Source organism: Arenibacter arenosicollis, assembly GCF_014397245.1.
Taxonomy (GTDB): Bacteria; Bacteroidota; Bacteroidia; order Flavobacteriales; family Flavobacteriaceae; genus Arenibacter; species Arenibacter arenosicollis.
Genome location: NZ_JACLHY010000008.1, coordinates 180319 through 201403 on the forward strand (window position 1 = coordinate 180319; position 21085 = coordinate 201403).

At 39.7% G+C, this 21085-nt stretch carries 20 protein-coding genes and 1 pseudogene; 2 read left to right on the top strand and 19 right to left on the bottom strand.

The features are described from left to right. Window positions 1-2: 2 nt before the first annotated feature. The 11 genes from H4O18_RS10345 to H4O18_RS10395 form a co-directional block, all read right to left on the bottom strand. Window positions 3-785 (bottom strand): SGNH/GDSL hydrolase family protein, encoded by a 783-nt coding sequence (locus H4O18_RS10345; RefSeq protein ID WP_187584210.1) that lies wholly within the window; start codon window positions 783-785, stop codon window positions 3-5. Window positions 786-935: 150 nt separating this feature from the next. After that, window positions 936-2312, bottom strand: coding sequence for a sulfatase family protein (locus tag H4O18_RS10350; RefSeq protein WP_222942390.1), 1377 nt, complete (start codon window positions 2310-2312; stop codon window positions 936-938). Window positions 2313-2321: 9 nt separating this feature from the next. Then, window positions 2322-4622: a glycoside hydrolase family 95 protein gene (locus tag H4O18_RS10355; protein ID WP_187584212.1), complete on the bottom strand. Its 2301-nt coding sequence runs from the start codon at window positions 4620-4622 to the stop codon at window positions 2322-2324. A 55-nt stretch (window positions 4623-4677) separates the two neighbouring features. Continuing rightward, window positions 4678-6270 carry a sulfatase family protein gene (locus H4O18_RS10360; protein ID WP_187584214.1) on the bottom strand — a complete coding sequence of 531 codons (1593 nt, stop codon included), beginning with the start codon at window positions 6268-6270 and terminating at the stop codon, window positions 4678-4680. A 412-nt stretch (window positions 6271-6682) separates the two neighbouring features. Beyond that, entirely contained in the window at window positions 6683-7450 is a 768-nt protein-coding gene (locus H4O18_RS10365) for a hypothetical protein (RefSeq protein WP_187584216.1), read from the bottom strand. A 5-nt stretch (window positions 7451-7455) separates the two neighbouring features. Then, entirely contained in the window at window positions 7456-8148 is a 693-nt protein-coding gene (locus H4O18_RS10370; protein WP_187584218.1) for an SCO family protein, read from the bottom strand. Beyond that, window positions 8126-8725, bottom strand: a complete 600-nt coding sequence (locus H4O18_RS10375; RefSeq protein ID WP_187584220.1) for a toxin-antitoxin system YwqK family antitoxin — start codon at window positions 8723-8725, stop codon at window positions 8126-8128. Before H4O18_RS10375 ends, H4O18_RS10370 begins: the two co-directional genes overlap by 23 nt. Before the next feature lie 9 nt (window positions 8726-8734). Beyond that, window positions 8735-9499: a YHYH protein gene (locus H4O18_RS10380; RefSeq protein WP_187584222.1), complete on the bottom strand. Its 765-nt coding sequence runs from the start codon at window positions 9497-9499 to the stop codon at window positions 8735-8737. Between the two features lie 154 nt (window positions 9500-9653). Continuing rightward, window positions 9654-10301 (bottom strand): hypothetical protein, encoded by a 648-nt coding sequence (locus tag H4O18_RS10385; RefSeq protein WP_187584224.1) that lies wholly within the window; start codon window positions 10299-10301, stop codon window positions 9654-9656. Window positions 10302-10370: 69 nt separating this feature from the next. After that, window positions 10371-11372, bottom strand: coding sequence for a YHYH protein (locus H4O18_RS10390; RefSeq protein ID WP_187584226.1), 1002 nt, complete (start codon window positions 11370-11372; stop codon window positions 10371-10373). 36 nt (window positions 11373-11408) lie between these two features. Beyond that, window positions 11409-11699: an EF-hand domain-containing protein gene (locus H4O18_RS10395; protein ID WP_187584228.1), complete on the bottom strand. Its 291-nt coding sequence runs from the start codon at window positions 11697-11699 to the stop codon at window positions 11409-11411. 191 nt (window positions 11700-11890) lie between these two features. Between H4O18_RS10395 and H4O18_RS10400 the strand changes: the two genes are divergently transcribed. Together H4O18_RS10400 and H4O18_RS10405 are read left to right on the top strand one after the other, a co-directional pair. Beyond that, the gene (locus tag H4O18_RS10400) at window positions 11891-12925 is read left to right on the top strand and encodes a sensor histidine kinase (RefSeq protein WP_187584230.1); all 1035 of its coding nucleotides are present in this window, start codon (window positions 11891-11893) and stop codon (window positions 12923-12925) included. Then, window positions 12912-13589 carry a LytR/AlgR family response regulator transcription factor gene (locus H4O18_RS10405; protein WP_187584232.1) on the top strand — a complete coding sequence of 226 codons (678 nt, stop codon included), beginning with the start codon at window positions 12912-12914 and terminating at the stop codon, window positions 13587-13589. Before H4O18_RS10400 ends, H4O18_RS10405 begins: the two co-directional genes overlap by 14 nt. Window positions 13590-13614: 25 nt before the next feature. Here H4O18_RS10405 and H4O18_RS22465 read toward each other — a convergent pair whose 3' ends face one another. From H4O18_RS22465 to H4O18_RS10450, 8 genes and pseudogenes are all read right to left on the bottom strand, one after another. Then, window positions 13615-14439, bottom strand: coding sequence for a glycoside hydrolase (locus tag H4O18_RS22465; protein WP_343065444.1), 825 nt, complete (start codon window positions 14437-14439; stop codon window positions 13615-13617). Further along, window positions 14366-15211 (bottom strand): annotated as a pseudogene (locus H4O18_RS22185) (glycoside hydrolase). The gene H4O18_RS22465 and the pseudogene H4O18_RS22185 overlap by 74 nt, the downstream one beginning before the upstream one ends. 17 nt (window positions 15212-15228) lie before the next feature. Next, window positions 15229-16656, bottom strand: a complete 1428-nt coding sequence (locus H4O18_RS10425; protein WP_187584238.1) for an arylsulfatase — start codon at window positions 16654-16656, stop codon at window positions 15229-15231. A 250-nt stretch (window positions 16657-16906) separates the two neighbouring features. Continuing rightward, a complete protein-coding gene (locus H4O18_RS10430; RefSeq protein ID WP_187584240.1) occupies window positions 16907-17062 on the bottom strand; it encodes a hypothetical protein in 156 nt (51 codons plus the stop codon). A 12-nt stretch (window positions 17063-17074) separates the two neighbouring features. Further along, a complete protein-coding gene (locus H4O18_RS10435; protein ID WP_222942392.1) occupies window positions 17075-17623 on the bottom strand; it encodes a sulfatase/phosphatase domain-containing protein in 549 nt (182 codons plus the stop codon). Window positions 17624-18049: 426 nt separating this feature from the next. After that, on the bottom strand, window positions 18050-18583 hold the full coding sequence (locus H4O18_RS10440; RefSeq protein WP_425489133.1) for a DUF421 domain-containing protein: 534 nt from the start codon (window positions 18581-18583) through the stop codon (window positions 18050-18052). A 40-nt stretch (window positions 18584-18623) separates the two neighbouring features. Then, a complete protein-coding gene (locus H4O18_RS10445) occupies window positions 18624-19028 on the bottom strand; it encodes a VOC family protein (RefSeq protein WP_187584242.1) in 405 nt (134 codons plus the stop codon). A 243-nt stretch (window positions 19029-19271) separates the two neighbouring features. Then, on the bottom strand, window positions 19272-20942 hold the full coding sequence (locus H4O18_RS10450) for a response regulator (RefSeq protein WP_246474194.1): 1671 nt from the start codon (window positions 20940-20942) through the stop codon (window positions 19272-19274). Window positions 20943-21085: the final 143 nt, after the last annotated feature.

Below are 21085 nucleotides of genomic sequence, written 5' to 3' on the forward strand. Positions count from 1 at the left end.
AACTATTGGTTTAGTTGTTCAAGGATTACTTCGGCTACTTTCTTTCCTTGTTCCGTTGTCCCCAATTTATTATAATGTACGTTACCAGGTTTTACCATCCATTTTTCATGATTGGGCAGGGTATAGCCATATAGGTCATTTATAATAACAGAAGGATAGTCCTTTAATACCTCCAAAGCGGCTTCATTATATTTTTTGGCATCGCCAGCGTAACGCCCGTTTGCGTTTTCGGGAACGGGGGTAGTGGTAGCAAAAATCAATTTAGTATTAGGAAAATTGAGTTCTAAGTATTCACATATGGCCCTCATGTTTTCTTGGTAGGTCGCCACAGAGGAAATGATCTTTCCATTTTCTTTATCCACTCCCTTACTGCTCATGTACTTTATGTCATGAAGTCCTACGTTGAAATGAATCACGTCCCATTCAAAATCCCAACCACCTTTTAAATGTGGTTTAAACATAGTTTGCTCAAGTTTATCCATCTTTGGAATAAAGTCGTGGCTAGAAATACCATTACTGAATATTCTAAACACCGAGGCTTTTCCTGCCAGTTCCTCCCTAACCGTGGTGGTATAACCAATTGAGATCGAATCCCCGTAGAGCAATACATTTGGTACGCCTTTTTTCGGGTGCACATAGGAAAATATGGGACCTTCTTGTGCCCTTAACCCTGACCAGGCCTTTTCGGCTATACTTTTATTGGTTCCGCAAGAATATACCTGCGGGAGCAATGCTAAGCCAACGCTGGCCGCACCAGCTTTTTTTAAAAAATCCAGTCGTTTCATTTTACTAATATTATTTAACTATGAAGTTCAAGCTCCTTTTTTTTAAACGTTCTTTCCCCATGGGTTGGGCCATCGAAGCGATCCGTTGAAAGCTACAAATCAATACGATCTATCCCAAATATCATCTAACCACTACCCTTAAATGTTCCTTTACCGATACCTATTATTGTCCGCTTTTAATTCGGTGTCAAAATCGTCAAGCATCTTGATCAGCTTTTGTACTATTTTAGGATGGGTTTCGGCTAAGTTGTCACTTTCGGATATATCCTCGGCTAGATTGAAAAGTTCTATTTCCCCTTCTTTCCGCCTTAGTTTCCAATCGCCCTTTCGAACAGCTTCCGCTGTTTCGCCCGAGTAATAATAGAACCCCTCTTTCTTATGTGGCGAAGCCTTTTTCTTCCCCGCCAATAACGGCCAAATATTTTTTCCGTCCACTTTTTCTTCGGGCATATCGCTATTGGTCAGATGGGCGATAGTGGGCAATAAATCTATGGTGGAGGCTACTTCGGAACAAACGGTCCCAGCAGGTATGGCTCCTTTCCATTGGGCGATCATGGGAACCCGCATTCCGCCTTCATAGGTCTCAAATTTAAACCCTCTTAAGGGTAGGGCAGATCCCCCATGACCATTCTTGAGATTCCATGGGCCATTGTCCGATGTAAAAATCACCAGGGTATTTTCATCCAGATCCATAGCTTCCAGAGTCTCTAAAATTTGGCCCATGCTCCAATCTATCTCTTCAATGACATCACCGTACAAACCTCGTGCGCTTTTCCCTTTAAATTCTGCGGAAGCAAATAAGGGAATATGGGGCATTGAATGCGCTAGATACAAGAAGAACGGTTCTTCTTTATTCTCCTCAATAAACTCCAAAGCTTTTTTTGTGTAGCGCTGTGTTAATGTCGATTGATCTACGGGGTATTCAATAATTTCATTTTGTTCCGTTAACGGCACAACGCCTCCTCTCCATTTTTCCTGTCTCAAACTATCGACGGTCATGCCCTCTCTGTACAAAACCTTTTCTGAGACTTTGGCTTTAGGATATACAGACATATCGTTGCTATATGGAATACCATAATACATATCGAAGCCTTGAGCAGTTGGCATATATTGATCCTTATCCCCTAAATGCCATTTCCCAATACAAGCTGTAACGTAGTTTTGGGTTTTAAGCATATCGGCTATAGTCAATTCCTCATTTGGTAATCCTCCTGGTAAGTTTGGCCAAAGTACTTTTGGAACCCCAACCCGAGTTGGGTAAGCTCCTGTCAGCAATGCTGCTCTTGATGGGGAACACACGGGTGAAGCCGAATAAAAATCAGTAAACTTTATACCGTTTTCAGCCATCTTATCAAGGTTTGGGGTTTTAATCAGGGGCGAACCAAAAACGCCTACGTCCTGATACCCTTGATCGTCAGTAAAGACAATGATTATGTTTGGTTTGGAATTTTTATTTTGGGCAACCAATACTGTTTTACAACTTAAAAATGCCGTAATAATAATCGCCATCAATTTTATTCTATACATTATATTGTTCTATTTTTTGTTCAACAAACCATCAAAATGATAGGTTCTTCCTGCTTCAGTTTCAAATTCAATAGTGTTATCCTTGTATTTTAAAATACATGGCAGACCACTTTTTGAAAGTACCGAAACGCCTATCAATTGACTTTTTTTCCAAGAAAAAGACAATTCAAACCCTCCTCTGGCCACAATACCCGAAACACGTCCTTCTGCCAAGGCAGTAGGTAAGGCTGGCAATAATTCAATTTTATCTAAATGGCTTTGCAAAATCATTTCTAAAATTCCGGAGGCACCTCCAAAATTTCCATCAATTTGAAATGGTGGATGTGCATCAAACAGATTGGGGTATGAGCCTCCACCTTCTTTTCCATCCGCACCTTCGGCAGGACTTAGAAGTTTATGCAATAGCTTGTAAGCATGGTCACCATCCCTAAATCGAGACCAAAAATTAATTTTCCAGGCCAAACTCCAGCCGGTGCCATTGTCACCTCTATATTCCAAGGACTGCTTTGCCGCCTCCATTAAATCTGGCGTGTCCTCATAATTAATTTCATTCCCCGGGTGCACCGCCCAAAGATGTGAAACATGACGGTGATGATTTTCCGGGTCATCCTTATCTTCCAACCATTCCTGTAATTGTCCATGCTTTCCTATTTGGTTTGGAGCAATTTTAGCAATCATAGGCCCCAGGGTTGAAGCAAATTCCTGATCTGTATTTAAAATTCTTGAAGCTTCAATAATATTTTTGAACAATGCCCTGATCAACTGATGGTCCATGGTTGGGCCAGCCACCAAACCACCAATTTCCGGGGAGTTTGATGGTGAACTAATCAAATACCCTGTATTGGGGTCTTCGTATAAAAACTGACTGTAAAACAAGGCAGCACTTCGCATTAACGGGTACTTCTCCAACAAAAATTCTTTATCTTGGGTGTATAGATAATGCTCCCATATATGGGTGCTTAACCAAGCCGCCCCACCCAACCAAATACCGTGGTGCGATGCGTTTACCGGAGCTGCGCCACGCCAAATATCAATATTGTGGTGTGCAATCCAACCCTCGGCATTGTAATGTGCTTTGGCCACTTTGGCTCCCGTAATTGAAAGGTCTTCAATTAAATCGAACAAGGGTTCGTGGCATTCACTTAAATTGTACATTTCTACCGGCCAGTAATTCATTTCCAAATTAATGTTCGTGGTATAACTACTAAACCATGGGGGTGTTAATTTATCGTTCCAAATACCTTGAAGCGTTGCTGGCTTTGTTCCTGGGCGACTACTGGCAAGGGTTAGATATCTCGCATATGCCACATACAACGCAACCAGTTGCGGATCATTTGGATCGCTGCTGAAATCGGAAATACGTTGATCGGTCGGATTTTTGGATTTTCCGTTATCCCCAAAACTAATGTCAAAACGGTTGTATAAGGATTGGTAATCTGAGACATGCTTTTCTTTAACCGCTTTGAAATTTGTACTAGCAACTTTAGTCAATATTTCAGATACCATTTTTTCAGGCTCCCCGGAAACGTCTTCAAAATCAATATAATTTGTAGCAGCGGTTAAATAGATGGTGGCTTTTGAGGCCTTGGAGATTTGAAGTTTCCCTCCCACCGTTTTTACGGTACCGTTTGTTTCCACCCTTAGCGTAGATACCCCTCTTAAAGCGCCATCTTTAACCTTAACTTCCAGGGTTTGAGTAGAACCATTGGTCTTCACCGCTTTATCTTCATGAATAGCATCTAACCACAAATCGAAATTAAGGGCTTTGGCTTTATTGGAAGTTAGGTTAACCGCAATAATCTGATCCGGAAAACTGGACAATACCTCACGCTTATATTCTACACCTTCAACGGTATAGGATACCGAACCAATGGCATTATTTAAATTGAGTTCGCGCTTATAATTGGTGTAGTTATCATGGTTTTTGAAATCGATATAAATATCACCAAATGGTTGATAATGCACTTGCTGTAAGGGTTCGCTCATAAACTCTTGCTGTGCCAATTTTTGGGCCTCCATTTGTTTACCTTCTGTAAGCAACTGCCGTATTTCATTTAAATAATCTCCAGCATCTTTGTTGGAATAATCGTGGGGTTGTCCACGCCAAAGCGTTTCTTCATTAAATTGAATATGCTCTAGTGAAGCACCTCCATAGATTATAGCCCCAAGACTACCGTTGCCCACTGGTAACGCTTCTGTCCATTCTGTAGCAGGTTGTATATAGGACAATTTTAATTTTTCCTGGGCCTTTGTCCCTTCAATTAGTAAGAACAGGACAAAAAATAAGGTAAGTATATTTCTTCTTTGCATCCGTTTAACTTCTGATCATTATTGCTCAATTCTTATTTAGTGCACCCTTGTATTCCTAACTTTCCCAATGGTCATCGATAATTTGATGTATTTCCGGATTATCCGAATCGGTATCCCCCAAGGCTTCCCTTTGCCTTAATATCTCCTCTTTCATTTCTTTGATGATATCCTTGTATTTAGGATTATCATAGGCGTTTCGAAGTTCCTTGGGATCCTGTTCCAAATCAAAGAATTCCCAATATTTATCTGGTTGTTCTTCTTTGGTATACTCATTTACTTTGAGTCCGTTTCCATAATAAAATGCGAGCTTGTAACGCTCTCCCCTAATTCCAAAATGGCCAGGGCGATCTTTGGAATGGTCCCAATACCTATAGTAGCCATGCTTGCGCCAATCTGCAGGGGTATTTCCTTTTAAGTTCTCCCGAAAACTATGGCCTTGCATGGTTTCCGGATACTCTATACCGGCATAATCCGCAAACAGGGCCGAGAAATCGGCATTTTCAATGATATCGGCATTACGGGTCCCAGCGGGAATCTCTTTTGGGTATCTTATGACAAATGGCATATGAATGGATTCCTCATAGATCAAACGCTTGTCGAACCAACCGTGTTCCCCTAAGAAATAACCCTGATCAGCCGTGTAAATAACTATGGTGTTTTCTGCCAATCCAGATTTTTCCAAATAATCCAACAACCTGCCTATATTGTCATCAATGGCAGCTCCGCAGCGCATGAAATCCTTTACAAATTTCTGATAGGTTTTCATTCTTGCCTCATCTGCGCTAAGACCTTCAACCGAAAAAGGCAATTCCGGATAGGCCATATAATCTTTTCTCAATGCCGGATCGGCAGTGGCAGCCAAATAGCGCTTTTGAAGGTTATCTATGGATTGTCCTTTAAATACCCGGCCTGTAGTTTCCGCTCCTTGATCATAAAAAGAATCGGGAACAGGAATTTCCTCATCGCGATATAGATGACTAAAGCGTTCAGGGTAATCATAGGGTTCGTGAGTAGCCTTAAAATGGCACATGGCCATAAAGGGTTTGGATTTGTCCCTGTTTTCTATCCACTCCATGGTTTTATCGGCAATGATATCGGTACTGAAACCTTCCACTACTTTACCTCCACCGTAGTAGTCTTCCCAATTGTCCGCTGTTTTCAATCTTGGGTTCCAATAATCGCCCTGCCCGGGCAATACTGCATAATAATCAAATCCTGCAGGCTCTTGTTTTAAATGCCATTTCCCTATAACGGATGTGGCATAACCACCCTTTTGCAGCTCTTTTGCTATATTGTTATGTTTGGGAGACAAGCCCGCGCCTAAGGTAGTAACTCCATTAATATGACTGTACTGTCCGGTGAGGATCGTTGCCCTACTGGGTGTACAAATGGAATTGGAAACCAAACAATTCTCCAAAACGCAACCCTCTGCGGCCAACCGTTTAATATTGGGATTGTGTACATAATCCTTGAGTATGCCCCCATAAATCCCCCAAGCCTGAGCGGTATGGTCATCGGACATTATAAAAAGAATATTGGGTCTTTCCGACTGGACCACTGTTTTTTCTTCAGTTTTATTCTTACAACTGGAGATTGTTAATAATAGTGCAGAACCAAGAACAGCTACAAAAAATTTCGTTTTCATCATGTTTTATTTATTTTAAAACTTAATATCTGTAAAATTAACTTTTAAAAATAAAAGATAGCTTTTAGTATTGATTATTGGCATAATTATGCTGTTTTGAACGCTATTTCCTAGAGGTTTTATGCCTCCTGGACTTCATTTTATGATCAAGGGTGATGGTTGAAACTGTATAACAATATCAATTCAATTGAATTGACTGCCTGATTTTTATGGATTTGGTATCAAACGAATAGAAAAAGGGAGGAACTACCTCCCTTTTAAATCTAACTAAACTAATAAGAGGAATATCTCCCCTCATCTTAATGGGAACCTACAAAATCGCCAACAAAATCTTTGCTTTCCGAAATCACTTAAACTGGCCTCTTTAAACACAGGTCGATTTAAGTACTAAGTCGTACGTGTCCACAATGAAATTCTATTGTAAATATTCTTCAGGATACCCCAGCTCCTGGCGTAATTTTATGCCCATAATCTGGGTTCTATTCCTTAATTTTTTGGCCTGGGTCAAAAGGTTTTCAGTTTGTATCAATCTATCTACCAACGCGTTCTGATATTCCTTTGTATTCAATAATGTGTAATAATTGGACATTTTTCCAAAATCCCTAATGTTGTTATACTTAGGGTTTTCCTGTGGAAGTATATCTACTAAGGCAAGGTGTTTTTCCAATACCGGCTGCAAGTGATTGACCACTATATCATTGATCTTTGAATCTGTAATCTTAAATTCAGCAATTTCAGTGGGATAATTGGCTATAAGGGTTTTTAACGAATCGCTTTCAATAATTTCAAATTTAGAAGTATTGATAACAGAATTTAAGGCCCCGTCCAACAAGACCATTGGAGCATAATTAATGTGCACTATGGTATCCTTGGCCCCTGGCGTAATTTGTTCGGGAGCCAGGCCAATGTAACTCATGGTAGCTTCCAATCTGTTAATATTGCCAGAGTATTTAACAATGCCCTCATTAAGAACTTTCAAATTTGTATTCAATTCTTCATACAGGCTATGATAGATTTTCATCTCCACTATCCGATTTTTCCTGATTTCATTAAGATCGTTGATTTTCCACGCGATCAGGATACCTATAACAATTAGGAATATTTCTCCAAAGGCATATAACAGATAGTTTTTGAATTTGCCGGAAATAATGAAACCCCGTCGAATTTTCGCAAATAAACGCATAGCAACTACTCCAGTTTTAAGGCTTTGATATCTGTAATTAGTTGGGCTATGGATGCCCTGTTCAACCCATTATAAATACCCCTAATATGTTTGTTTTTATCTACCAATAAGAAGTTTTCCGTGTGCAAAAAGTCGTTTATATCCTTTGGCACCCCCAAATCGTTTTCTACAAAATATTGATTTCTTCCCAGATCGTAAATTTCCGTTTTGTCCCCTGTAACCAAATGCCATTTATTATCCATTACTCCGTTTTTTTCGGCATAATTCTTAAGTATGGGGACAGAATCTATAGAGGGTGTTGCCGAATGTGACAACAATAATACTTCTGGATCGTCCTTAAATGCCTCCTGCACTTTTACCATATTACCCGTCATTTTTAGACAAATACCAGGACAAGTGGTAAAAAAGAAATCCGCAACATATATCTTATCATCGAAAGTCTTTTGGGAAACAGTATCCCCCAATTGATTTACCAAACTGAAATCCCGAATTTTGTGGAAACTCTTTTCCTCTTCACTATTAGGGGATAACCAATATGGAGTAAAGGATTCATCACTATAGTAGGGCAGGTATGCTACCCTACTTGTTTCTTCCACTTTAATATTCTCCTTTTTAACTTGTTCTTTGCAGCCCGTAAGAAATGCAAACAAACACATTAAAACAAACCCAACTTTTCTAATCGCTAATAACCACCTCATTTTCTAACTTATAACATGAATTAGCCCTGAGCATCCCAAAAATGCGTCCGTTTTTGGCCTCATAATTAACATATAACTTACCGTTGGGCAGCCAGGCCTTTTGCAATCCTTCCTCATTACCGTCTATCAATTGCCTTAATTTGGACAATTGCCCTGTGGCATGCCACTGTTTTTCCTCCCCATGCTTCAAGCCATTAACGTAATGGGATTCTTCCGCCAACACTCCGTTTTCCCACCAACTTTTATAAACCCCCACCAACTTATTTTGATGATAGGTGGACTCTACCCTAAGCACTCCATTTTCTGACCATCTTCTTGCCACGCCTTCTCTCTTACCATTTAGAAACCCTAGTCTTTCCGCCAAGGTATCATTGGCATGAAATTTCACCGAATACCCATTGTAAGGCTGGTTTTTATAATACCATTTCCCTTCAATTTGGTTAAGAACCAAATCCTGTTTGGATACCTCAACATTGGAGATTACAATAGCTATCTCCATTTCGCTTTTTACACCAGTGGCTTCTTTACAATTTATCAGGAATAAGGTCGTAATAATCAATAGGAGTAATGGTCGCATATTATTTTTTTAGTATCCCTGATATGGACCGGCAAAAGCCAAATAAGATCCTGTTGTTGAATATAATTCATTGATGATGTGATAGTGATATTCCTCTACTCCATCTGTATATTGCGTAGCAGTGGTATGGCCTCCGGAAGAATCCAGATCTGTAGGATATGTTCCTGTGGAACTACATTGTCTTCCATAAAGAAAAACCCCGTCTAAGAGTATCCCTACTAGATTCTCATCATCATCGGTGAAGGCTTTGGGCTCCAAGTGATAATGGTAAACTCCAGGACCTATATGGGCACCCGTCCAGTCCAAACTAGCCGCTGCTTGGTTTAATGGGCCACCTCCTTCTTGATCATTAAAAATAGAGGCCCCGCTTACCGCGATTCCTATAGTGTTCAGCTGTGTAGAAACCGTACTCCCCGTTAAATTGGGAGTTGCATCCACAGTAATTGTAGTAGCATTGTTATTACTGGACATGATGCTTGGTGTTCTATCCACATCGGGTTCCTCCTTATATAGGGAATTTCCTTCTCCCCAATAGACCGACTCATGGTTGGGCAAACCGGTAGTTTCTATTACTACATTGGACCCATCCAAATAAATAGTGGTGGCATCGGAATTGAATGCTGAAAATGCAGCATGCAATTCGGTCACAACAGTTTCTTCAGTATCCTCATCAGTAGCACTATCCGCACTACAGGCAATTAGAGTAGTTAATAGCAAGGCTAAGCCCATTGCTATTGCCATGATACCTTTATTCACTTTTAATTCTTTTTTCATATCAATTTATTTATAATAATTTTAGTTTATTAGCACTTACACAAGGACAAAGCTCGTTTAATAGGAGACATCAAAATCTTCAAATCCATGTACGGCCTCAATCTTTAAGCGAACGACTCGTTTAGTTCAGCGAAAAGAAATCAGCGAATTATGGTTAAGGAATTTCTTTACGCCTTTTGAATTTCTTGAATAAAAATCCTAACCCCAGAACACTCAGACCCAAAACAACTATAGCGGAAACCCCCAACAAAACAAATGCTGTACTTGACGAAAAAATACTTGCCTCATTATGGCCTGCTTCCACAAACTTATTACCGCTAACCTCTAACGCCAGGGTGTGATCATTGGCCTCATTTAAAACAAATTGTTCCTTGCTAAATCCTTCTTTAAAAAGAAATAGGGCACTCTGGTTTTTATGAATGTCCTTAAAGGCGCTATTTTTAACCAATACCGAATTTATTTCTGAAGGTATTCCGAAGACCTCGAAGACAACTTTGGTTTCATGACCTAGTATAACCACACCATTACTGAAAGAAATATCCCCAATTCCATTGAAACTTAAATGGAGATTGTTTTTAATATGTTCCAATATCATTTTCTGAAACTCTTCTGGAGTTTGATAAGGTGTATCGGCGAAATGAGTTCGAATCTCATGCTGAAAGGCGGTTAAGGATGCACTGATCTGCAACACCCAACTGTTGTCCTGTTTTTCCACCAGCATTGTGGTGGAAACATCTGCCTGATGGGCCTTAACCGTCATAGCCGTAAATAGTAAGCAAATGATGAGAATCCTTCTATACATAATCCTAACTTTTAGATAAAAGATCAAGCCTAATTAGTTATGCCTAGACTTTATCCTTCTCAATTAATATTAATTAGCGTAAGCTCCGTTTAAACAATTAATAAAGCTATTTGTTCCGGGAGCCGCTACATGATAGTGATACCCTCTTGTCTCATCCGTATGTCCTCTACAATCATCCAAATCCGTAGGTTCTTCCCCATTGGCATCCAATTGTGCATATAGGCCAAACCCATCCATGGCATAACCGATCATAGCCGAATGCCCATCATCTTGCGTTAATTGGGTAGATACACCTGTAGCGGCGTGATAATGGTACCCGGCATTTAAATTTATATGTCCTCCTGCATCATCAAAAGGCGCTAAAGTATAGGCCCCTAAAATGGCGTCTGTAGGTGCCGGAGCATCAAAAACAACCCCATTAAAAGCTACACCCCTTTGGGAAGGTCCGTTCCCACCCATCCCTGGAGGGCCAAATCCACCAAAATCCGTAGAAGCCGATTGCTTAACTGGCGTAATTGGAATTAAATACGTCTGTGTTAAATCTGTAACATAGGAGGGTAAACATTCCACACAAAAATTTTCGTACTCTTCACCTACATTCGGGTTGGCGGCATTGGCACAATCATCTTCCGTTTCAGTGGTATATATATCCCCATTGGCGTCATACATTTTCCATGTGCTATCGTTATAAAAATTAGCCATGTTTTCAATAAAGGCTCCATCTACATCATACACTTCTCCATTTTCCAGCCAAATTCCACCTGCCGATGCATCATCAGATATATTGTCTGGACACCATGGTCCCATTTCATGGTCTGCAGGTGTGCTGGTAGCTACAATCTGATAACAGTCGGTTGAGGTGCCATCCGAAAGAGTACAGGGTACCGTTGTAACGGTAACGGATCCATTACTTGTCAGGAATAGGGACGCATCAACATTTACAACCGTAGTCTCATCTACAGTATCGTTATCATTGGTTCCGTCACTAACATCGGTGCTGTCATTACTGCAACTATTGCAGGAAATGAAAAGCATGCTGCTTACAAATAAAAGTGGAATTAAATTTTTCATGTTTTTGTTTTAGAATTTAACTATTGGGCACATGTCCTACTCACGTTTCCGCCCTTTGGGCTTGGGAGCTTTTTCTAATTCCTCTTTGGTGATGTAGCCATCTTCATTGGTATCTATTTTCGAGAAATCATTTTTTATAGGTCCCTTTACTTCCTTCTTAGAAAGTTTTCCGTCCTCGTCCTTATCCATTTGCTCGAAAATTTCGTCAACAGATGGTGGCTCTTTTTGACCCTGCCCGCCCTGAGGTTGTTGTGCGTTAACATTAGCGCTAAAAAATACGGTTACCATTGCTGTTAATACTACTGATTTTACTATCATTTTTTTCATTGTTATTGTTTTTAGAATTCACTATTTGGACTACAAAGATGGGCAATGGTTGAACGCTAAATGGATCCATTCAGCGAACCAAAGGAAGTTTTAAGCCAATGCCGCATTAACAACTGTGAACGTTACATTTAGGTGGGTATACAAGCACCATTTTCGCACTGGCATGAAAAATATTTCCGTTTATTTGTATCATGGACCGAACAAAACGATTTCTCTTTCACATCTTGCTATGGCTCAGCGTATGGCTCATGGCTTGGTTGCTCATGACCGATGATGTACTCTTTCTTCAACGGAATACACCACCATTTATATTGCAAATTGTAGTTGTTGCCGTATTGATATATTATACAGCTCCTGCTCTTTTGTTTAAAAAAAAGTATGTTCTTTTTGCAATCGTTTCTTTGATATTGATAGTTTTCTGTGCAACCCTTATTTCCAATACTTCTATGGGACTGCTAGGAGGAGGTCCACCAACCCATGAAGTAGGTCCACCACCTGGCGTGCGACCAAAGGCACCACCTCAATTTTTGATCCATTTCTTGGTACTGTCCATAGCCTATGTGCTGGCCACCTTTGTGGAGACATTTTTGTTTGCCCAAAGGAAGGAAGAAGAAACCATTCGCAATAAAAATGAAAATTTACAGACCGAACTGAAACTGTTAAAATCACAGATCAACCCTCATTTTTTATTTAACTCCCTAAATAATATCTATGCCCTATCCGTAACAAATTCGGAGAAGACCCAACAAGGCATAAGTACCTTGTCCAATATGCTGCGATATGTTCTGTACGAATGTGAACAAGCTTTTGTACCTATTAGAAAAGAGGTCGATTACATAAAGGACTATTTGGCCATGTACGTCCTTAAAAGCAGTAAAACCTATCCCATAACAACCGATTTTCAAATTAAAAACGATGCTGTACAAGTAGCGCCAATGCTATTCATTCCCTTTGTTGAGAATGCCCTAAAGCACGGTAATTTGGAAAAGATTACCGATGCCTTTTTAAAAATCAGTATCTTTTCCGACGACAAAAAAATCAATTTTGAAATAGAAAACAGCATTCCCAAAGAACCAATGCACCAAGACAAGGTTGGAGGAATAGGACTAGAAAATGTAAAGAAAAGATTGGATATACTATATCCGAAAAAACATACCTTAAAAATTCAGAAAGAAGCAACTTCTTTTAAAGTACAACTACAAATAGATTTGAATGGGGACAATTAAATGTTTAATTGTAGACGATGAGGAGCTGGCACGTAGCCTGCTCAAAACCTATATTGGAAAAGTAAATTTTTTGGAATTGATGGCCGATTTTGAAAATCCCTTGGACGCCATTAAAGTTTTAAAAGAACAAAAAATAGATCTTCTATTCTTGGATATCCAAATGCCCGAAATTAAAGGTACCGATTTTGCAAAAATGATTCCGGATACCACACAGATCATCTTTACCACTGCTTACTCCGAATATGCCTTGGAAGGTTATGAACTTAATGCCGTGGACTACCTTCTAAAACCAATTACATTTGAACGATTTCTTAAGGCGGTCAACAAAATAAAAACAAACCCGGATCAGGAAGCCACGGAAGATTCCATTATAGTTAAATCAGGTTACGATCTGCATAAACTGAGGTATGATTCCATTCTTTATATTGAGAGTGATAGCGAATACGCCATTTATCACACCACAGATGGTAAAATTATGAGCAACCAGAGCCTTACGGCTTTGGAAAAAAAACTGCCAAAGGAATTGTTCATGAGGGTACACCGGTCCTATATCGTAAATAAGAAAAAAGTGAGTGCCTTGAAGGGAAAGGATCTGTTTATTGAAAAAGTCGCCATTCCAGTGAGCGCCAGTTATTTCGATTCGGTAAAAACCAATCTGTTTTAGGTCTCCCGGCTTATATCCTTAATAATTATTCCACGGCGTCCAACACCAAAGTTGTCACCGATTTTCCAAGTACCTCGATCGAGTTCTTTTTTGAAAGGTTTTGATCCATTTTGTGGAGGTTAAAGGATTCGTTGGTTATGTAGCTATTCATCCTAGTTTCTGCAGGAAATGCCATATTCAGCTTTAAATCGATGGCTTTTTCCTGTTGGTTTACCACCACGACCACGATGCTTTTATCCTGGTTTTTATAGGCTGATATTAAGACCCCATTCCTTAAATTCCCTTCCTCGTTAATGTTCTCGTAGTCCACAAAAACCCTTTTAGCCCCGGGCCTAATAAACCTAGAGTAATTACCCAAGGCCCATAGCAATTTGGAGTCGTAATAATTGCCATCCTCGGTGTCCTTGTCCACATAAATAAGTCCGTCCTTAAAATCGTAGGGACTCATGGCCAACCACCAATGCCAAGCACTCGCATTGGCAATGGTTAGATCGGCATGGATAAGTCGGGCCACATAAAGTGCAGTCTGCATACCTAAATCCCGGCCTTTTCCTTTAATCTCCTCATTGTTCTCCAAAATGCAGTATTCGCTCATCCAATATTCCAACGAAGGATACTTAAGCAGCTTTTCGGCGATTCGCTCTCTTTCCCTTTTTAGTTTTTGAATATCCCAAGTTGTAAAATAACTATGTGCAGCAACCTTTGGGGCCACCGATTTTAAATTGGCTAAATAGTTGGGACTCCCAGGATTGAAAAATGTTTCAATTTGGTTGCTCCTATTGTGATGCTTTTCTTTTTCCCCTGTTAAATAGTCTATGGCCCCGGCCTCCGTAAGCTCTATTTTTGGAATTTATTTTTTGCTGGATAAAAACGGAATCGATTACCATCGTGGCGTCTGCCAATTCATCATTGTTCCAAGGGGAACCTTCCTGCCCGCCTTTCCATTCCCATTGTGGCTCGTTGTACGGACTTATGTAGTCAAAATCAATGGCTAGACTATCTTTAAAATGGTGAAGAAAATTTGCCAAGAACACCCCATAATCCACATACTTGTCCTGGGATAAATTAGCCGCCAATCCGTCCTCGGAATGCACCTTATTGTTCTTGGTCATTTGAATGGGCGGACTATTCACAAAAGCTATAAATTGTTCTACGCCACGTTGTTTTGCGGCCTGGAGGAACCATTGTTGCCCTGCTTGCTTTCGCCAATTCTAACTCCCATTGTCTTGTAAAAAACCCTCCGCCCTTCTCCAGGGATCTTTTATCCCGCTATCGCTTCCTTGGGCTGAACTACCTGCGCCAATATTAAAACGCCAGGACGATAGCCCAATTCCTTTTGGAGACCCATCTGAATTGTTTTCAAGACTAAACAACCAATCGGCCATTTGGTTCTTTTTAGAATCTGGCCATAAGCCCGTAAACTGGGCCGCCCATGCATCGGAAGCTGCGATGTTGTGAATGGTCTGATATTCCTTATCAATAGAAATATCTACCTTGACTACCTCCTTCATTTGTGAAAAAGCAAAATGGCAAACAAGTAAAGCACAGGCAAAAATGATATTAAATTTGGCTTTAAAATATTTAGGGGACTGATCATCCATTAATAAATTACATCTCTTCATAATGCCTCTCTAAGCGTTTATTTAAATTGAAATTCCTTGGAAGGCGTTCTACTTTTATTTAATTCCTCTATGAGGTCATTGGCCTTTTTGGGGTAGTCCTTAATAACATTCCTAGTTTCACTTGGATCTTCCTCTAAGTTATAGAGCTCATAATCTCCAGCTTCGTTTACGTTATACCTTATTAATTTCCAATTTCCAGCCAATAAGGCTTGTCTACCTCCGCGTTCATGAAATTCCCAATACAAATAATCATGTTCCTTTTGGTCCTTTTTACCCAGCAGCGTAGGCAAAAAAGATATTCCGTCTATTTCCGATTCCACTTTTATATCCAAAAGATCGGCGATGGTAGGCAGGACGTCCCAAAATGCAGAAATATGGTCCGATTTGGTATTTCTTTCAATTTTATTAGGCCAACTCGCGATCATGGGCACACGAATTCCACCCTCGTACAGATCTCGTTTGTACCCTCTGTAAATGGAATTGCTGTCAAAGTAATCAGGGTCCGCACCTCCTTCTTGATGCGGTCCGTTATCCGAGGTAAATATTATAATGGTATTGTCCGTCAAGCCAAGCCTTTCTATCTTCTCAATAATTTCTCCCACTTGGTCATCCAATATGTTTATCATGGCTACAAAGGCGGCATGTGGAAATTCTTGGGATCCGTATGGGCCTTTTCTATATTTGGGACCCTCATCAACTCCCTTGTATGGTTTTTCTGGCTCTAATGTCCCCTTATATTTGTCCATATAAGAACTAGGTGCCACAAGTTCTGCATGGGGCATGATAGAGGGATAATAAAGAAAAAAAGGGACGTCTTTATTTTCGTCGATAAAGTCGAGCGCTTTTTTATGGATCAGGTTGGGGGCATAATCTCCGGTTGCTTTGTCCTTGTTCCCCTCCAAAATAATTTTTTCTTCATCGTCCCAAAGAAAGTAAGGATAATAATTATGTGCCAATGACTGATTGTTATAGCCATAAAAATGATCAAAACCTTGACTTAATGGATCACCTTGAGACCCCACCAATCCCATACCCCACTTGCCAAAGGCACCTGTAGTATAGCCCTTTTCCTTTAAGATTTCTGCCACTGTTATACTTTCGGAAGGCAAGGGCACTTTCTTATTTCCCCTAATCGGTGTATGCCCCGTATGCTGCCCCGTCATCAATGCGGATCGGGAAGGAGCACAGACCGTTGACCCGGAATAATGCTGGGTAAAAATCATACCTTGTTCAGCCGGCTTATCAATGTTCGGTGTTGAAAATTTCTTTTGGCCAAAACAACTTAAATCACCATACCCCAGATCATCGGCCAGGATGTAAATGATGTTGGGTCTTTGGTTATCACGAACTTTTTTAACTGTGTCTTGAGCGCTTCCCAAGAAGGTGAACAATGGGATAAAAAACAGGAGTGGTATTTTTTTTCTGACGGTTTTTAATCGCTTCATATTGTATGAATTTAGTTTGATCATTGAAAAATTCGTTTTCAGAAGTAATATACAATGACAACTGATTATTATCATAATTATCATTGTGAATTATTTTAGAATATTAATTTAAAGTTTATTCCCATGTACTGCCTCCAACTTGGTACTTGTAACAAAAAAATGTTCGTGGCAAATTTTATAAAACATAAAGGGGCTTCCAAACACAGAAGCCCCTTTGCAATTAAAAAACTAACTTAACTACTAACAATCTTTATTCTATATTCAAATAAGTACCTTGATCGAAGGTAAACACCTCAGAAGGCGTCCTGGCTTCCTCAAAAATATTTTTCATCTCGGCTACCACCTCCGGATAATCTTTTGCAAGATTATTTTCTTCTCCCAAGTCGGTATCTAGTAAAGCGAACATTCAATACATATTTTACCTTTTCGTCGTATTTGGTACTTTAAGTATGCTACCTTGGTTGCTGAAAAGACCATTATGCAAATCTCCCTCACAGGCAGATAAAAGTTTCTTTTTGAGTTCCTCTCTCTTTTTGGGACGTTGTTTGGATAAATCTTTTTCCTCCTTAAAATCGTCGGGCAGATAAAATAGTTCAAATACTCCCTTTTCTAGATCCGTCCTAATCTTCCAACCTTCATCAGAAATTAGGGTCGGCCCGGTATATGACGAATACACCACAAATTCATGCTCTTCTCCTTCCCTATGATTTATCAATTCATTATAAAATGAAATTCCGTCAGTGTTAAAAGGCCGCGAAAAACCAGTGGTTTCAGCAAGGGTTGCCAATAAATCATAGTTCGCAATAAGGCGGTTACTAGTTCTTCCCGCTTCTATTCTTGCAGGCCATCGAACAATCAAGGGAACTTGAATGCCTCCCTGTAGGTTACTTCGTTTCATCCCAGCACGACCGCCATTTCCATCAAAAACATCACCAGACAAAAACTCCTTGAGCGGGGTACAAAACACGAAATACAATTTAATCCTAGGCCCCGAGTTGCTTAGGCTCCTGACACAAATTTTAATTCCTTGCGGAAAACCGTAAGGGATTGTCTTTTTATAGGATTAGGTTTGCCCAAAGAAATAAGATTGGAAGGACCCAGTTCCGTGCAATTATAGTCATAGGAAGCCATACGGGCCAGCTTGCTGAAAAGGTATTCGGGGGAACTAACTTATTAGGCAGGCTTGGCCTTTATATTCGACTTTCAGGTAGGTATAAACGTATTTACTACGCAATCTTAAAGTTTGTCATGCTTTTTTGCGGAACAACTATGTCCTTAAAGAGCCCTCGCTGAACACTTTTGGCAAGTACTAAAAAAAAGGATATTTCCATTATACTAACGGAAATACCCTTTAACCAACCAAACCAAAAATGTCTTTAATATAAGTTATATGCTATGACCTGGCCACATCGTCCAGAAGAAAACCATTAACGGGCCTATCGTGTTGTTTATGCAGTACCGAAATATCGCCAGTGGTCTCAAAAATTACAGCCTTTATTTCCGAAAGTTCCGTTACATTGGCCTCCCGCAATTTGGCCCGTAGATCAGATTTGGTCACTCGACCCTTTCGAAGATTTTCTTCAAGAATGTTCTCGCCATCCATAAGCAATAAAGGCGTATTATCCATTACCTTTTTTACGGTATCGTTTCTTCTTGCATAAGCTGCCCCTATCTGCAATAAATAAACGGAAACGATGCCCGTAATGCCATCGGCAAGACTTACAGTTTTTGATAGAATAGCAGTAGCCATAATTGAACCTACAGCAACTGTCATGGCAAAATCAAAACTGGACATTTTTGAAAAACTACGCTTGCCACAAATACGTGTCATAAAGATGACTACAACGTAGATGCCAACTGCAGTGATAAGGATTGCACCCAAGGCTTCCCATGAAAATTTAAACCATTCTTCCATATAACTTTTCATTTCTATTTTGCAGATGTTGGAACCAACCAGTGCTTCCCTATTATTTCAAGTCACAATTTATCATCCAATTTATACCGTAGCGATCGGTAAAACGACCGAATAGTGCATTCCATTCGCGTTCTCTAAGTTCGTGGTGTATGCGACCTCCTGCAGATAGTTTCTCGTAAAGCTCCTTGGCCTCGTGTTTATCATCGAGGTCTACACTTAAGTGAATTCTGGTGCCTACTGTCAAAGGGGTGTCTGGTGCGGCATCGTAGGCCATAAAATGAACGCCCTTACCTTTAAGCTCTGCATGTTGTAAGCGGTCTCGATAGGAGGCTGGAACATCAATTTTCTTATCGGCATAAGTCTGCCGGTTCTTGATTTCTGCTCCTAAGGAGTCTGCATAAAAATTAAGTGCCTCTTGGCAATTTCCGTCAAATGCTAAATATGCTTGTGTTTTCATTATGATGTCTATTAAAATTTATTCCAATTTACATCACCCTCATTGCCCCGATCAATTACATCAATAATAATCTTGACACAAAAGAAAATTTGATGACCTACGATTTTCGGCCTTAGGACACGGAATATATTCTTGATCAATCGATAACCGGAAAGTTGCCTGCTACTATCCTGCTAGGCCAGAAGTTTATTAAATTATAAGTCACTGATTCCTCAGTTGTACTTCGATATAGAGTATCAAATTCTATTTATCAACAATCTCCTCTATTTTATTGAGCAGGTCAACTGGGTCAAAAGGTTTAAAAATAAAACCGTTCATACCACTTTCAAGCATTTTCTCCTTCACCTCTTGAAACACCGAGGCCGATAAGGCTAGAATAGGCACAGTACTGTTAAATTTTCTAATTTCCCTGGAAGCGGTATATCCATCCATTACAGGCATCTGAATATCCATCAAAAGGGCATCATAATTATTTTCACGCACTTTATTTACAGCAATAAGACCGTCATAAGCCACATCTACTACTAAATTGGCCTTCTCCAATATTTGCTTCCCAACCATAACATTGATCTGATTATCTTCAACCAACAATACTTTTTTGCCCTTTAGATCGTGTACTTTTTTTTGGGTGATTTGATCCAACTCCTTATTCGAGGCCAACTTCAATTCAAGATTAAAATAAAAGCGACTTCCGACTCCCATTTCACTTTCAACCTGAACCGTGGAACCCATAGTTTCAACAATACTTTTAACAATTGGTAGGCCAAGTCCGGTTCCGCCATATAAGCGATTTGTACTGCTGGATGCTTGAGTAAATGCCTGCCATATTTTTTCTTGTTGATCCTCAGCAATACCAATTCCTGAATCTATGATTTCTGTACGAATAATTACGTTGCCATCAGTTTCGTCCTGCTTTACAATTTTCAAGGTCACACTGCCTTTGTCGGTAAACTTAATAGCGTTGGTAACGAGATTATTAATTACCTGATTGAAACGGACAATATCTAACCAAACAATTGGAAGTTCTTCATCAATTTCCAATTCAAAAGTAATTCCCTTGCGCAAACAACTGGGCTCGTGAATCTTTTTTATCTGTTTCATTGCTGCCATAATATCCGTTGGAATGGGATCTAGTTCAATTTTTGTAGATTCCATTTTACTGAAATCCAATACATTGTTCAGCAAGTTCAAAAGTATTTTTCCCGAGTAGTTCAAAGCATCTATATTCTGCTTTTGATCCTCTCGCGGATTGGAATCCCCTAATATATGAGAGAGACCGGTGATGGCATTAAGGGGAGTTCTTATTTCATGGCTCATCATACTTAAAAACCTGGACTTGGCATTGGAAGCCTCAATGGCTACCTCCCTCTGATTATGAATTTTCGAATAAAATTCAGCATTTATACAAGAGAAATAGATTAATTGATAGGTTACCAATAAAATAGTAGTAGCAATGGAAATCGGATAAATATACTTTCCTGCCTGAACGGCATCCATTTGTGTATCTGTAAAGAGGTTGAAATCCGTAAAATACAAGAGAAACCAAAATATCATTGACAACCCCGAAAAGATAGCGATGAAGAGTTTTTCACGTCTAAAGGAAAACAATACAAAAGGCAATGCCATGGCAAACATCAATATATATTCTACACTTCCGGCCTTGCCAATGAAGGAAGCGGTTAAGGTAACGCTTAAATTAAAAGCGACCATATAGATAAAACGGGCCATAGTAAGGTTACCCTTTTTGGAAATAATAGCGGAAAGGATAAAAAATGGTGCCGTTGCCCCAATATAATTACTCAATTCGTACATTTCCAAGATTCTGGCAAGAAAAAACCAAATTATGGTTATAGCAGTAGTTACTAATGAAAGGGTAAATACAAGTTTTACTCTTCTTTTAGAGAATTCTGACATAGTGGGGGTGGATTAAGGATCATGTCCAAAATCTGGGTTTTTACCATTTTAAGAATATAATTTAATCAAGCGATATAAGAAGTATTCCGTATTCCTGACTCCCCTAAATTGTGATCTAAAAGCCTTTACTTTGGCATTAAAGG